The sequence below is a fragment of the Pseudomonas sp. MWU12-3103b genome (genome assembly GCF_023100615.1).
GTDB classification, from domain to species: Bacteria; Pseudomonadota; Gammaproteobacteria; order Pseudomonadales; family Pseudomonadaceae; genus Aquipseudomonas; species Aquipseudomonas putida_A.
Genome location: NZ_JALMEY010000015.1, coordinates 45,551 through 60,059, shown reverse-complemented (window position 1 = coordinate 60,059; position 14,509 = coordinate 45,551). Strand labels below are relative to the sequence as shown.

The window sequence follows — 14,509 nt, the reverse complement described above, 5'->3', positions numbered from 1 at the left end:
GCTTCGCAGCCCATCGGGGATAAATCCCCTCACCACAGAGTCCCCCACCACAGGACTGATCATTACTTCGCTGTGCGTTTGGCTGCGCTGGCAGTTTTGCTTCGGGTCGATTTACGCTTTTTCTTCCACGGCGCAGCAGCCTTGCCGGCCGGTGGCGGGCCGCTGATGGTCAGGCTCAGCGCCGAACAGCGGGTGACCTGCTTGCTCATCCACGCCGCCTGTTTGGTGACGAACTCCTCCAGGCTCATCTCGCCGCTCTGCACCATGTCCAGCGCCTGTTCCCAGATGGCGGTGGTGCCGGGATCGGCAATTGCCCGGGGCACGGCGTCGATCAGGCTGAAGGCCGCCGGCGTCGCGGCCAGCGCCTTGCCGTTCTTCACCAGATAGCCGCGATCCAGCAGGCCCTGAATGATTGAGGCGCGTGTCGCTTCGGTGCCGATGCCGGTGGTGTCCTTGAGTTTCTGTTTGAGCAGCGGATCTTCCACCAGTTTGGCGACGTTCTTCATCGCCTTGATCAGGTCGCCCTCGGTATAGGGCTTCGGCGGCTGGGTCCACAGATCCTTGAGGTTCACGCCGGCCACGGCGCAATCGATACCCTGGCTCAGCGCCGGCAGGGTTTGCGGGGCTGGCGCTTCACGGCCTTTGGCCGGGGCGAGGGCTTCGGGCAAGGCGCGCTTCCAGCCCGGTTCGATGATCTGCTTGCCGACGGCACGCAACGCTTCCCCGGCGCAATCGAAGTCGGCCTGGGTGCGATCGTATTCATGGTTGGGCAGAAATTGCGCCAGATAACGCGCACGAATCAGGGTATAGACCGCCCGGTGTTTGCCGCTCAGGCGTTCGAGATTTTTCGCCGCGGCGGTGGGGATGATGCCGTGGTGGGCGCTGACCTTGGCGTCGTTCCACGCCCGCGAGCGGCGCTGCGGGTCGAGGTGACCGTTCAACACATCAAGGCTCGGGTCGGCCTGACGCAGTGCCGCCAGTATCCCCGGCGCCTCGCTGTGCTGGCTCAGCGGCAGAAAGCCGCAATCGCTGCGCGGGTAGGTGATGACCTTGTAGGTTTCGTAGAGGGCCTGGGCGATGTCGAGAGTTTCCTGGGCGCCGAGACCGAGTTTCTTCGAGCAGACCTCCTGCAGGGTGCCCAGATCGAATGGCAGCGGTGCCACTTCACGCATGCGTTCGGTGCGCAGTTTGACCACTCGCGCACTGGCGGCGCTGTTCAGAGCGGCGGCTGCCTGCTGGGCCAGCGCCTGATTCAGACAGCGATCCTGCTCGTCGCAAACGTCGGAGGGCGCACGCCATTGCGCGGTGAACGGCGTGCCGTCGTGCAGCAGTTGCACATCGATCGCCCAGTACGGCACCGGCACGAAGTCGGCGATGCTGCGGTCGCGGTCCACCACCAGCCGCAGTGTCGGCGTCTGCACCCGGCCGACCGGCAGCACACCCTGATAGCCGGACTGCCGGCCCAATAGCGTAAACAGGCGACTCATGTTCATGCCGATCAGCCAGTCGGCCCGCGAGCGCCCCAGCGCCGAGTGGTACAGGCTGAAGGTTTCCGCTCCCGGCTTCAGCGCGGCCAGGGCCTTGCGGATCGACGCTTCATCCAGCGCCGACAGCCACAGGCGACGGATCGGCCCGCGATAGCGGCAGTGCTCGACCAGTTCCCGGGCGATCATTTCGCCCTCACGGTCGGCGTCGGTGGCGATGATCAGTTCGCTGGCCTCGCCGAGCAGGCGCTTGACCGCTTTGTACTGGCTGGCGGTGCGCGGCTTGACGGTCATTTTCCATTTGTCGGGAATGATCGGCAGATCCGCCAGCACCCAGCGCTTGTAACGCGCGTCGTAGGCGTCCGGCGGCGCGGTTTCCAGCAGATGGCCGATGCACCAGGTCACTGTGACGTCCGTTCCCAGCCAGCAGCCGTCGCCCCGACGCCTGGCGCCGAGCACGGCCGCGATGTCTTTGGCCTGGGAAGGTTTTTCACAGAGGTACAGCCGCATAACCACCGTCGTCGATCAGTTCACTGGAGGTACACAGGATGGCCGCAGTTGGCGCTCGGGGCAACTTTTATCTGTATGGATATACAGATCAAAACATTGCCGGAGATGACCGGTATTACCGGGACGTCGCGAGCGGCTATCGAGAAATCGATTGGCAAGGCAGTTGACGCCCGTGTCAGGTTCAACGGGCTTCTCAGAAACGCGAGTGACCGGACGATCTCGCTAGTGGATCGCCGTGCTCGACGCGTACTGCCAACTCTGAAACAAGGAAGTCCCACCATGGCTCAAGCCAAAGCAAAATCCAGCAGCGCCTATGACGAAGTGAACGCCTTCAGCCACCTGTACGACCGCGGCGTCGGCCTGGTCAACGGCAAACCGTCGTTCACCGCCGATCAGGCAGCCGACGAAATCCTGCGCAAAAACCTGTCGTGGCACGACAAGAACGGCGACGGAAAAATCTCGCTGACCTACACCTTCCTTACCGAGAAACCGGCAAACTACAACCCGAACCTCGGCAACTTCAGCCAGTTCAGCGCTCAGCAAAAGGCTCAAGCCATACTGGCCATGCAATCCTGGGCCGACGTGGCCAAGGTCACGTTCGCTGAAGGCAAGGGCGGCGACGGCCACATGACCTTCGGCAACTACGACGTCAGCACCGGCGGCGCAGCGTTCGCCTACCTGCCGAGCGGCGGCAGCTATGACGGTCAGTCGTGGTACCTGATCAACAATCAATATCAGGTCAACAAGACCCCGGACACCAACAACTACGGGCGTCAGACCCTGACCCACGAAATCGGCCACACCCTTGGCCTGTCGCACCCGGGCGCCTACAACGCCGGCAACGGCAGCCCGACCTACAACGACGCCAAGTACGCCGAAGACACCCGTGGCTACAGCCTGATGAGCTACTGGAGTGAAGCCAACACCGACCAGAACTTCAGCAAGGACGGCAGCGGCGCCTACGCCTCCGCGCCGTTGCTCGACGATATCGTGGCGGTGCAGAAACTCTACGGTGCCAACTATGAAACTCGTGCCGATAACACCTGGTATGGCTTCAACTCCAATACCGGACGCGATTACTACACCGCGACTTCGGCCTCTTCGAAAGTGGTGTTTTCGGTATGGGACGGTGGCGGTGACGACTGGCTGGATTTCTCCGGCTTCACCCAGAACCAGAAGATCAACCTCAATGAAGGTTCGTTCTCCGACGTTGGCGGTCTGGTCGGCAACGTGTCGATTGCCTATGGCGTAACCGTGGAAAATGCGGTTGGCGGTTCGGGCAATGACCTGCTGATCGGCAACTCGGCCGTCAACCATCTGTTCGGCGGAGCCGGCAACGACATCCTTTACGGCGGTGGCGGCGCGGATGTGCTGTGGGGGGGCGAGGGCGCAGACACCTTCGTCTTCGGCGCAGCCAGCGACTCGACCAACAACCAGCCGGACTGGATCATGGATTTCAAGAGCGGCGTGGACAAGATCGACCTCTCGGGCATCGCCGCGTTTGCCACGGGGGCGGCGTCACTGAACTTCGTCAGCAGTTTCACCGGCCACGCGGGCGATGCGATCCTGACTTACTACGCGCAGAACGGTCAGACCGGGCTGCTGGTCGATCTGACCGGGCAGGGGCAGGTTGACTTTGCCGTGGGTGTGGTGGGGCAGGCGGTGGCGACTGATATCGTGGTTTGATGCCAGAAGAGTAGCCCTCACCCTAACCCTCTCCCAGTGGGAGAGGGAACCGATCGGGGGATGCTGAAAACATACGTCGACCTGATTGCACTTCGCTGAATCCACAATCGATAAAGCACTTTCAGGTCGGTGTAGAACGAAAGACACCTCGACAGGCTCCTTCTACCTCCGGGAGAGGGCTGGGGCCGGGGGGCTTTGGCCGTTCGGCTGCAAAATCACCCTGGTCTGAACCTATGAGCTATACCTGAACCGGTCTCTCTGCGCCGTATTCAGGAGTAACCCCAATGAGCACCACCGGCCTCAATCCCGTCATCACCCTCGAAGAACTCCCCGGTTGCCTGCTGGTGAAATTCCACGGCATCCAGGTCGCGGCGTCCTCGCATGTGCTGGTGCTCCATGAGGCCAACTACCCGCCGGTGTACTACGTGCCCCGCGAGGACATCGACGAGAAATACTTCGCCCGCACCGACCACACCAGTTATTGCCCGTACAAGGGCGATGCCAATTACTTCAGCCTGCAAGTGCCGGGGCATGAGGGGGCGAATGCGGTGTGGACTTACGAGAAACCGAAGATCTCGGTCGATGCGATCAAGAACTATGTGGCGTTTTATCCGGATCAGGTGAAGTTTGAGGTGATCAAGGCTGACGCTTAGTTACTGGAGGAAGAGATTTAATTGTGGCGAGGGGATTCATCCCCGATGGACTACGTAGTAGTCCCCTTTTTCACGGGGGCGCTACGCACCCCATCGGGGATAAATCCCCTCGCCACAGGTTTTTTCACCAAAGGATCATGTGTGCAGGTTCAGATTCAGTTCTTATCGAGATCGATATTCTTCGTCTCTCGCAGACAGATCATCCCCACCACCAGGCTGACCCCGGTAATCAGCACCGGGTACCACAGCCCATAAAAAATATCCCCGGTGTACACCACCAGCGCGAACGACACCGTTGGCAGGAAACCGCCGAACCAGCCGTTGCCGATGTGATACGGCAGGGACATCGAGGTGTAGCGGATGCGCGTCGGGAACAGTTCGACCATCAGCGCCGCCAGCGGGCCGTAGCACATGGCCGAGATGATGATCAGCGCGACGATCAGCGCCACGATCATCGGTTTGTTGATCTGTTGCAGGTCGGCCTGTTGCGGGTAGCCGGCGAGGGTCACCGCGCCGCGCAGGGCGGATTCGTCGTAGCCGTCGATTTTCACGTCGCCGACGCTCACCTGCACGCCGCTGCCGGCCGGGGCGGCGACGCTGGAGTAGGGCAGGCCCTGCTTGACCAGGAAGGTCTTGACCTTGTCGCACGGGCTGTCGAATTTGGCCTTGCCCACCGGGTCGAACTGGAAGGTGCAGGTGGCCGGATCGGCCAGCACGGTGATCGGCGCCTGACGGCTGGCTTGATCGATTGCCGGGTTGGCGTAATGCGCCAGGGATTTGAAAATCGGAAAGTACAGCGCGGTCGCCAGCAGCAGCCCGAGCATCAGCACCGGTTTGCGCCCGACCTTGTCCGAGAGCCAGCCGAAAATGATGAAGAACGGCGCGCCGATTACCACGCTGATAATCAGCAGGCTGTTGGCCACCGCCGGGTCCATTTTCAGGAACTGGGTGAGGAAGAACAGCACGTAAAATTGCGCAGCGTAGAAGGTCACCGCTTGCCCGGCGTTGATGCTGAACAGCGCGATCAGCACGACCTTGAGGTTCTCCCATTTGCCGAAGGATTCGCGGATCGGCGCTTTCGAGGCTTTGCCTTCCTTTTTCATTTTCAGGTACGCCGGCGACTCGTGCAGGCTCAGGCGGATCCAGGTGGAAATGCCCAGCAGCACGATCGACAGCAGGAACGGAATACGCCAGCCCCAGACTTCGAACTGATCGCCAGTGAAGTAGCGGCACCCGAGCACCACCAGCAGCGACAGCAGCAGGCCGAGGGTTGCAGTGGATTGAATCCAGCTGGTGTGGAAACCGCGTTTGCCGATTGGCGCGTGTTCCGCCACATAGGTCGCAGCACCGCCGTATTCACCGCCCAGGGCCAGACCCTGAAGCATGCGCAGCACCACCAGAATGATCGGCGCGGCAATGCCGATGCTGGCGTAGGTCGGCAGCAGGCCGACGCAGAACGTGGCGATCCCCATCAGAATGATGGTCGCGAGGAAGGTGTATTTGCGCCCGATCATGTCCCCCAACCGACCGAACACCAGCGCCCCGAACGGCCGCACGATAAACCCGGCGGCAAAGGCCATCAGCGCGAAGATGAACGCCGTGGTGTCGTTGACCCCGGCGAAAAACTGCTTGCTGATCACCGCCGCGAGGGCGCCATAGAGGAAGAAGTCATACCACTCGAACACCGTCCCCAAGGACGAGGCGAAGATGACTTTCTGCGTGGCACTGCTGGTGCTGGCGCCGCTCGCGGCGTCCAGCGGCTGAGCGTGTTCTGACATGTCGGTATCCCTCACAGTGATTGTTTTTGTTGTTCCACTGGTGTTGCGTGTCCGGGTGTTGCGCGTTGCCTTGAATGCTGTTGATTCCTGTGGGAGGGGGCTTGCTCCCGAAGGGGCTGTGTCAGTCAAATCATGGGTGAATGACACTCCGCTTTCGCGAGCAAGCCCGCTCCCACACTGGGGCTGTGAACAGGTCCTGAAAGGATCATCTGCGCCGCCTTCTCGGCAATCATCAGCGTAGGCGAACAGGTGTTGCCCGAGGTGATCCGCGGCATGATCGACGCGTCGGCGATGCGCAGGCCGGGCACGCCATGCACGCGCAATTGCGCATCGACCACCGCTTCCGCGTCATTGCCCATGCGACAGGTGCCGACCGGATGGAAAATCGTCGTGCCGATTCGCGCCGCCGCTTCGTGCAGTTGTTCTTCGCTTTGCAGGCTGTCGCCGGGCAGATACTCCACCGGTTTGAACGCTTGCAGGGCCGGGGCGCTGACGATGCGGCGGGTCAGGCGGATCGCGTCGGCGGCCACGCGCAGGTCTTCAGGATGGCTGAGGTAATTGGGTTGAATCAGCGGTGCTTCCTGCGGGTCTGCCGAACGGATGTCGATGCGGCCACGGCTCTGCGGACGCAGATCACACACCGACGCGGTGAACGCCGGGAAGCTGTGCAACGGCTCGCCAAAGCGCTCCAGCGACAGCGGCTGCACGTGATACTCAAGGTTGGCGGAAGTCTGCTCAGGCCCGGATCGGGCAAACGCCCCGAGCTGACTCGGCGCCATCGACAGCGGCCCGCTGCGGTCATACAGATAACGCAGGCCCATGCCCATCTTGCCCCACACGCTGCCGGCGATCTGATTCAGGGTCCGAGCGTTCTGCAGTTTGTAGATCAGGCGCAGTTGCAGGTGATCCTGCAGGTTGCCGCCGACCCCCGGCAACTCATGAATCACCCCGATGCCCAGACGCTCCAGCAAAGGACTCGGGCCGATTCCGGAGCGTTGCAGAATGCTCGGCGAACCCACGGCGCCGGCGCAGAGGACGATTTCCTTGCGCGCCTTGAAGCTTTTCACCTGACCTTCGTGACGGGCGCTGACCTTCGATGCGCGACCGTTTTCCAGCAGCACCCGATCCACTTCAACCCCGGTCAGCACCGTCAGATTGGCCCGCTCGCGAACAGGTTTGAGAAACGCCTTGGCCGCGTTCCAGCGCACCCCGGCCTTCTGGTTGACCTGAAAGTAGCCGCAACCCTCGTTGTCACCCTGGTTGAAGTCGTCGATGCTGGCGATGCCGCTCTGCTCAGCGGCGCTGCGGAAGGCATCGAGAATCGGCCATGACAGCCGCTGTTGCTCGACCCGCCATTCACCCTGGGCACCGTGAAACTCAGCGGCGCCGGCAAAGTGATTTTCGCTCTGTTTGAACAGTGGCAGCACGTCGTTCCAGGCCCAGCCCGGATTGCCCTCGGCGGCCCAGCCGTCATAGTCGCCAGCCTGGCCGCGCATGTAGATCATGCCGTTGATCGAGGAGCAGCCACCGAGCACTTTGCCGCGTGGGTAGCTCAGGCTGCGACCTTGCAGGCCGGGTTGCGCTTCGGTCTTGAAGCACCAGTCGGTGCGCGGGTTGCCGATGCAGAACAGGTAACCCACGGGGATGTGAATCCATGCGTAGTTGTCGCGCCCGCCGGCTTCGAGCAGCAACACCCGCTGCTGTTTGTCTGCCGACAGTCGATTGGCCAGCAGGCACCCGGCGGGGCCGGCGCCGACCACGATGTAGTCGTATTCTTCAAGGGAAGTCTGCATTCCCTGACCTCGCTTTTTGTTTTTATTGTCGGACACTCTAGTTGTTAGCTTTCGTTAAAAGAATGTTAGTTTTTGCGCAGCCGCTGTGCGTTTTCAAACAGCCCGGATTGACCATAGCTGACAAGGACACCCCATGTTCGACTGGAACGACCTGCGGTTCTTTCTGGAGTTGCAACGCAGCGGCCGCCTGCTCACCGCTGCCCGGCGCTTGAACACTACTCACGCCACCGTGGCCCGACACATCGAGGCGATCGAAAAAAGCCTCGGCACCGCGCTGTTTGTCCAGCACGCCCAAGGGTATGAAATGACCCCGGCAGGCGAGGCGCTGCTCAAGCACGCCGAAGCCATGGAGAACGTCGCGCTGCTGGCCCAGGAAGAAATCACCCAGTCAACCGCACCGCTGGGCAAGATCCGTGTCGGCGTCACCGAAGGGCTGGGCATCAAGTTTCTCGCCAGCCGGATGATCGGCCTGTTCGAACGTTATCCGGGGCTGGAAGTGGAACTGGTCGCCGTGCCGCGCTTCGTCAGCATCCTCAACCGCGAGGCGGAAATCAGCATTCATCTGGAGCGCCCGGCAGCGGACATGCTGGTCACGCGCAAACTCACCGACTATCGGTTGGCGCTCTACGCCAGCCAACGCTACCTCGACAACGCACCGCCGTTGCGCAGCCGCGAAGACCTCGCGCGGCATGCGTGGATCGGTTATGTCGATGATTTGCTGTTCAGTCAGGAACTGATGTTCCTCAACAGCTTCTGCCGCAGCCCGCGCGTGGTGTTCCATAGCACCAGCGTGATCGCCCAGCAGGAAGCGGCGCGCTCGGGATTGGGCATTGCGGTGTTGCCTTGCTACATGGCCGCGTCGGATCCGGATCTGGTGGCGTTATTGCCGGATGACAGCATCGAGCGCAGTTACTGGATCAGCACCCGACGCGAGCTGCACAAGTCGGTGCGGCTGCGGGTGGTCTGGGATTATGTCGTCGGCCTTTGCGAGGCGGAGCAGGGGCTGTTGCGCGGCTAGTCCTGCCCCGCACAAATCCCCTTGTGGGAGCGGGCTTGCTCGCGAAGGCGGTATGTCTGTGAAGTAGATATCGACTGACACTACGCCTTCGCGAGCAAGCTCGCTCCCACAGGGTTCTGCGGTTGCTGCCTTACTGGATCAGCACCCGGCGCGAGCTGCACAAGTCAGTAAGGTTGCGGGTGGTCTGGGATTATGTCGTCGGCCTTTGCGAGGCGGAGCAAGGCCTGTTGCGCGGATAGTCCCGCCCACACAATTCCCCCCTGTGGGAGCGAGCTTGCTCGCGAAGGCGTAGTGTCAGTCGATACCTATGCCACAGACATACCGCCTTCGCGAGCAAGCTCGCTCCCACAGGGGGGGCTGCGGTGTGGCTTGAATTCGGGGTTGAATAATATATGGATATCCGTATATTCGGTTTTCCATATGTTCGAGCCCGCCCCCCCATGCTCACCCCCACTGAACTGTTCAAAAGCCTGGCCGATGAAACCCGTGCCCGCGCCACCTTGCTGATTGCCGAGCAGGGTGAGCTGTGTGTCTGCGAGCTGATGTGCGCCCTCGACGACAGCCAGCCGAAAATCAGCCGCCACCTCGCGCAACTGCGCAGCAATGGGTTGTTGCTCGATCGCCGTCAGGGTCAGTGGGTCTATTACCGGCTCAACCCGGAGCTGCCGGATTGGGTTCACCAGATCCTCAAGATTACCGCGACGGCCAACGCCGATTGGCTCAAGGACAATGCCTGTCGCCTGCACAACATGGACGGCCGTCCTGCCCGCGAAACCGCGTGCTGCTGAACTTCTAATATCCCCGGAGCTATCCATGCGTGTCCTGTTCATGTGCACGGCCAACAGTTGCCGCAGCATCCTTTCCGAAGCCATGTTCAATCATCTGGCACGCGAGGGTTTCGAGGCGGTGAGCGCCGGCAGTTTCCCAAAAGGCCAGGTGTTGCCGCGCAGCCTGACGACGCTGCAACAGACCGGTATCGCTATCGACGGTTTGTACAGCAAAGGCAACGACGCCTTTGAAGGCAACCCGCCGGACATCGTCATCACCGTCTGCGACAAGGCAGCGGGCGAAACCTGCCCGGTGTACTTCGGCCCGGCGATCAAATGTCATTGGGGGCTGGAAGATCCCTCTGATGTGAGCGGTGACGAGGCCGCAGTGGATGCGGCGTTCCGTGCCACGCTGGCGATCATCGAGCGCCGCTGCGCAACCTTCCTCGGTCTTCCTTTCAAATCACTCAGCCGCGTTGAGCTTCAGCGCGAACTGGATCGCATCGGCTCCCTCTGAGCCGGAGGACGTATGTCAGAGCTCCTGCCCAATCTTGATCACAGCCTGTTCGAAGGCCGGATCACATCACCTTCGCACGAACACAAACCACGCATCCTGCTGCTCTACGGTTCGACCCGCGAACGCTCCTTCAGCCGTCTACTGGTGGAGGAGGCCGCACGCTTGCTGGAGCACTTCGGTGCCGAGACGCGCATCTTCAATCCGTCCGGTCTGCCGTTGCCTGACGACGCCCCGGTCGACCATCCGAAAGTCCAGGAACTGCGCGAGCTGGTGCTGTGGTCGGAAGGTCAGGTCTGGTGTTCGCCGGAACGCCACGGCGCGATGTCGGCGGTGTTCAAGGCACAGATCGACTGGATTCCGCTGGAGCTCGGCGCGGTGCGTCCGACCCAGGGCAAAACCCTCGCGGTGATGCAGGTCTGCGGCGGTTCGCAGTCGTTCAACGTGGTCAATCAACTGCGCGTGCTGGGGCGCTGGATGCGCATGTTCACCATCCCCAATCAGTCTTCGGTGCCCAAGGCGTTCACGGAATTCGATGAGGCGGGGCGGATGAAACCGTCAGCGTTTTATGACCGCGTGGTTGATGTGATGGAAGAGCTGGTGAAGTTCACCGCGCTGCTGCGCGAGCGCCAGGATTTTCTGGTAGATCGCTATTCCGAACGCAAGGAAAGCGCCGAGCAACTGATGTCGCGGGTCAATCAGCGCTCGATCTGAAATGCACAAACCTTCTAGCCTCAACCCGCCAATTGTGGATTACTGGCCCCAGCCCACCACTGTACGCACGCCATGAGCAACTGGATCGACCTTGCCCGCGACCGGGAAACCGGCATCGAAACCCTGCACGCGCATTTCGCCGGGCACGCGCACGCCTACGATCCGCACTGGCATGAAACGTATTTGATCGGCTTCACCGAGCAGGGCGTGCAGCGCTTCAACAGCCGTCGGGCGCGGCATGACAGCACGCCGGGCAAGGTTTTCATGCTGGAACCCGGCGACATCCATGACGGTGATGCGCCGAGCCCGGACGGCTTCACCTATCGCATGCTCTATCTGCAACCGGCATGGCTGGAGCAGGCGCTGGACGGTCTGCATCTGGGCAGTTATGGCAGCGGCTTGCCGGGGATCGGCAGTGTGCTCAACGATGATCCCGAACTGGCCCGGGCCACCTTGTTTGCGTTCAATGCGCTGCATCAGCAGGACGTACGCATGGTGCGCGACGTGGCGCTGGATGCCTTGCTCGAACGACTGGCGATTCATCTGTACCGGCGACCGCAACCGAGCGCTGCCAACCGCGCACCGTTGATCGCCCGGCAGGCACGCGATTACCTGGTGGCCTACCACGAACAGGACATCAGCCTGCAAACCCTGGCCGACGTCTGCGGCACCGACCGCTTTCGCCTGACCCGCGCGTTCAAGGCAGCCTATGGACTCGCGCCACACGCGTGGCTGATCCAGCTGCGTCTGAGCCGTGGCCGGCAGATGCTTGCCGCCGGCATGCAGCCAGTGGAAGTCGCCGGCCGCCTCGGATTCGCCGATCAAAGCCATCTCGGCCGCTGGTTCGTGCGTGCCTACGGCATCACGCCGGGCGCCTATCAGCAACGCGCCATTGGTACCTTTCGACGCTGAACAAACGTTCAAGACCGTCACCTTGCTCAACCATCACAGTTAGCCCTGACTTTCTACAGGGCCGTGCCATGCTTGCGTTCATCCTCTTTGCCTTCGTTGCCTCGATCACCCCGGGGCCGACCAACCTCATCGTACTCAGCACCAGCGCCCGACGCGGCTGGCGGCCGTGTCTGCCGATCATTTTCGGCGCGGGGGCGGGCGCTGCGTCTTTGGTTTGGGTGGCCGGCGCTGGCGCCAGTACGCTGATGCTGCCCGGTGTGCGCCCGGTGATCAGTGCGCTGGGGATGGGCTGGATGCTGTGGCTGGCGTGGCAGATTTTCACCGCGCCGGCCACTGCCATCGATCCTGCTGCCGGCGAGGAAAAAACCGAACTGGGCCTGCTCGGCGCTGCGCTGTTGCAGTGGGTCAACCCCAAGTCGTGGATGATGGCGATCGCGGTGATCAGCGTGTTTACCGCGCAGAGGCAGGGGTTGAATGCGCTGTGTCTGGCGTTCTTTCTGGTGTCGTTGCCGTGCCTCGGCGTCTGGGCGTTGTTGGGGCGTGGGGCGGCGCGCTGGCTGAGTAATCCGGCGCAGTTGCAGTGGCTGAACCGGATTCTGGCGGTGTTGCTGGTGGTGTCATCCGCTGCTGCGTTGCTGCACAACTGAGCCAAGAGGCATAGACAAGGTAGCGCGCAAGCCACCCTCAGGCCGGTTGACCAAGGTAATCCGCCCGCCCAGACGCAATGCGATGGTGTTGACGATGGTCAGCCCCAAGCCCGCACCTTGTGTGTTGCCGCGGCTGTAAAAGCGTTCGAACAGACGCGCCCGATCCGCTTCGTCTATCCCCGGACCCTGATCCTCCACGCTCAGCAGGCACCAGCCCTCGGCCTGGCTCAGTTTGACCGTGATCACGCCGTGCTCCGGCGAGAAGTTGGCAGCGTTGGTGATCAGGTTGCCCAAGGCGATGTCGATGGCAGCGGTGCTGGCCATGACGTGGAACGGTTGTTCGCCGTCCTCGAAGGCCAGTTCCAGGTGTTTGCTCAACAGCCACGGCGTCAGTTGCACGAGGCTGTTGCGCACGGTTTCGTTGAGGTCGATGCGCTGCAACGGCGGCGGGTTGGATTTCGGTTCGAGGCGGGCCATGGTCAGCAACTGGTTGACCAGACGGCTGGTGCGGTCGACGCCGGAAATCAGAAACTGCAACGACTCGCGGCGCTCCTGTTCGGTACCGGCCTCCAGCAGGTTTTGCGCATGCACCCGCAGCACCGCCAGTGGCGTGCGCATCTCGTGGGCGGCGTCGGCGATAAACCGTCGTTCGCGGCCAAGCACCTCCTGAATCTGCGCGAGCATGCGGTTGAGCGCTGCCTGCATCGGTTCCAGTTCGCTGGGCAGCGGCGTCAGTTGCAGTGGCTCCAGCGAGCCGCTGTGTCGGGCGCGCAAGGTTTGCGCCATGTTCGCCAAGGGCCTGAGTCCCCAGCCGATCGCCAGCCAGACCATCGCCGCGAGTATCAGGCTGCCGAGCACGTTCGGCCACAGCGTGTGGCGCACGATGCGATCAACCAGGTCGGCGCGCACATCATCGCGCTCGCCGACCCAGATGCGCAGACCGTTCTGCGGGTCTTCGAGCATGAAGGCGCGCCAGTGACGGTTGTTCAAGTCGACCACATCGCTGAAGCCCGGCTTCGTCGGCGGGGCGGTGAACGACGGGGCACTGGCGGTGTGCACCAGCACCTCGTTTTTCGGGTTCCACACCTGGAAGGCGATCTTGCTTTCGTAAGGATGGCCGTCGACGCGTGGCTTGGCTTCGCCGAGCGCCTGATTGAACGCCTGATACAACTGCGAGTGATCCTTGCTCGCCATCGGCATGCGCATCACGCCTTGCAGCAGGCGAGCGTTTTGCGCCAGTTGCGCGTCGTAGACTTCGGCGATTTCGTGGTTGCTGTCGTGCAGGTTGAACACGCTGAGCACCGCAAGACCGGCGAGCAACAGCCCGATGATCAGCGTCAGCGTACGGCGACGAATCGAGGTCATCGACGCTCCTCCACCAGATAACCCACACCGCGAATGGTGCGGATCAGGTCGGTGGAGAATTTTTTGCGCAGGTGATGGATGTGCACTTCCAGGGTGTTGCTCTCGGCTTCTTCGTTCCAGCCGTAAAGCAACTGGATCAGTTGGTCGCGGGTCATCACCCGGCCCGGCGGCGAGAGCAATTCATGCAGCAACTGATATTCCTTGGGCGTCAGCGCGACAGGTTGACCCTGATAGCTGACCTGCTGGGTGCCGGGGTTGAGGCTGATCCCGGCGTGTTCGATCAGCGCCTGGGCGCGCCCGGCACTGCGACGCAACAAGGCGCGCAGGCGTGCCTTGAACTCATTGAGGTCGAAGGGTTTGACCAGATAGTCGTCGGCGCCGGCGTCCAGCCCGGCGATGCGGTCTTCGGTGGCATCGCGCGCGGTGAGGATCAGCACCGGCAGGTTCGAACCGCTGTCGCGCAGACGACGCAGCACTTCGAGGCCGTCCATGCGCGGCAGGCCCAGATCGAGTACGGCAACGTCAAAGGTTTCACTGAGCAGCGCATGCAACGCGCTGCTGCCATCCTTCAACCAATCGACGGTGTAGCCCTCGCGCCCCAACGCCTGATGAATGCCTTCACCGAGGGCTACGTCATCCTCAATCAGTAATAAACGCACGCGGACTCC

General features: G+C 62.0%; 13 protein-coding genes. 8 read left to right on the top strand and 5 right to left on the bottom strand.

Going from position 1 to position 14,509, the window contains the following annotated elements; genetic code table 11:
- Positions 1-62: 62 nt before the first annotated feature.
- Entirely contained in the window at positions 63-1,994 is a 1,932-nt protein-coding gene (locus tag M0808_RS21840) for a DNA topoisomerase III (RefSeq protein ID WP_210558708.1), read from the bottom strand.
- Positions 1,995-2,273: 279 nt separating this feature from the next.
- Between M0808_RS21840 and M0808_RS21835 the strand changes: the two genes are divergently transcribed.
- On the top strand, positions 2,274-3,680 hold the full coding sequence (locus M0808_RS21835) for a serralysin family metalloprotease (protein WP_247842390.1): 1,407 nt from the start codon (positions 2,274-2,276) through the stop codon (positions 3,678-3,680).
- 284 nt (positions 3,681-3,964) lie between these two features.
- A complete protein-coding gene (locus tag M0808_RS21830; protein ID WP_098964421.1) occupies positions 3,965-4,333 on the top strand; it encodes a DUF427 domain-containing protein in 369 nt (122 codons plus the stop codon).
- Positions 4,334-4,488: 155 nt separating this feature from the next.
- Here the strand turns inward: M0808_RS21830 and M0808_RS21825 are convergent, their stop codons facing one another.
- Positions 4,489-6,111 carry an MFS transporter gene (locus tag M0808_RS21825; RefSeq protein WP_247842389.1) on the bottom strand — a complete coding sequence of 541 codons (1,623 nt, stop codon included), beginning with the start codon at positions 6,109-6,111 and terminating at the stop codon, positions 4,489-4,491.
- A 125-nt stretch (positions 6,112-6,236) separates the two neighbouring features.
- The gene (locus M0808_RS21820) at positions 6,237-7,904 is read right to left on the bottom strand and encodes a GMC family oxidoreductase N-terminal domain-containing protein (RefSeq protein ID WP_247842388.1); all 1,668 of its coding nucleotides are present in this window, start codon (positions 7,902-7,904) and stop codon (positions 6,237-6,239) included.
- A gap of 133 nt (positions 7,905-8,037) precedes the next feature.
- Between M0808_RS21820 and M0808_RS21815 the strand changes: the two genes are divergently transcribed.
- The 6 genes from M0808_RS21815 to M0808_RS21790 all read left to right on the top strand — a co-directional run bounded on the left by M0808_RS21815 (position 8,038) and on the right by M0808_RS21790 (position 12,476).
- Complete coding sequence (locus M0808_RS21815; protein ID WP_045122518.1) at positions 8,038-8,922, top strand: LysR family transcriptional regulator; 885 nt, start codon at positions 8,038-8,040, stop codon at positions 8,920-8,922.
- 440 nt (positions 8,923-9,362) lie between these two features.
- Positions 9,363-9,710, top strand: coding sequence for a metalloregulator ArsR/SmtB family transcription factor (locus tag M0808_RS21810; protein ID WP_135296084.1), 348 nt, complete (start codon positions 9,363-9,365; stop codon positions 9,708-9,710).
- A 25-nt stretch (positions 9,711-9,735) separates the two neighbouring features.
- The gene (locus M0808_RS21805) at positions 9,736-10,206 is read left to right on the top strand and encodes an arsenate reductase ArsC (RefSeq protein ID WP_135296083.1); all 471 of its coding nucleotides are present in this window, start codon (positions 9,736-9,738) and stop codon (positions 10,204-10,206) included.
- Positions 10,207-10,218: 12 nt separating this feature from the next.
- Positions 10,219-10,917: an arsenical resistance protein ArsH gene (arsH, locus tag M0808_RS21800; protein ID WP_247842387.1), complete on the top strand. Its 699-nt coding sequence runs from the start codon at positions 10,219-10,221 to the stop codon at positions 10,915-10,917.
- A 72-nt stretch (positions 10,918-10,989) separates the two neighbouring features.
- Positions 10,990-11,829 (top strand): AraC family transcriptional regulator, encoded by an 840-nt coding sequence (locus M0808_RS21795; RefSeq protein WP_247842386.1) that lies wholly within the window; start codon positions 10,990-10,992, stop codon positions 11,827-11,829.
- Positions 11,830-11,897: 68 nt separating this feature from the next.
- The gene (locus M0808_RS21790) at positions 11,898-12,476 is read left to right on the top strand and encodes a LysE family translocator (RefSeq protein WP_247842385.1); all 579 of its coding nucleotides are present in this window, start codon (positions 11,898-11,900) and stop codon (positions 12,474-12,476) included.
- On the opposite strand, the gene M0808_RS21785 is transcribed toward M0808_RS21790, so the two are convergent.
- Positions 12,447-13,841, bottom strand: coding sequence for an ATP-binding protein (locus M0808_RS21785; protein WP_223008328.1), 1,395 nt, complete (start codon positions 13,839-13,841; stop codon positions 12,447-12,449). The genes M0808_RS21790 and M0808_RS21785 overlap by 30 nt on opposite strands.
- Positions 13,838-14,500 (bottom strand): response regulator, encoded by a 663-nt coding sequence (locus tag M0808_RS21780; RefSeq protein ID WP_098964413.1) that lies wholly within the window; start codon positions 14,498-14,500, stop codon positions 13,838-13,840. The genes M0808_RS21785 and M0808_RS21780 overlap by 4 nt, the downstream gene beginning before the upstream one ends.
- Positions 14,501-14,509 lie beyond the last annotated feature (9 nt).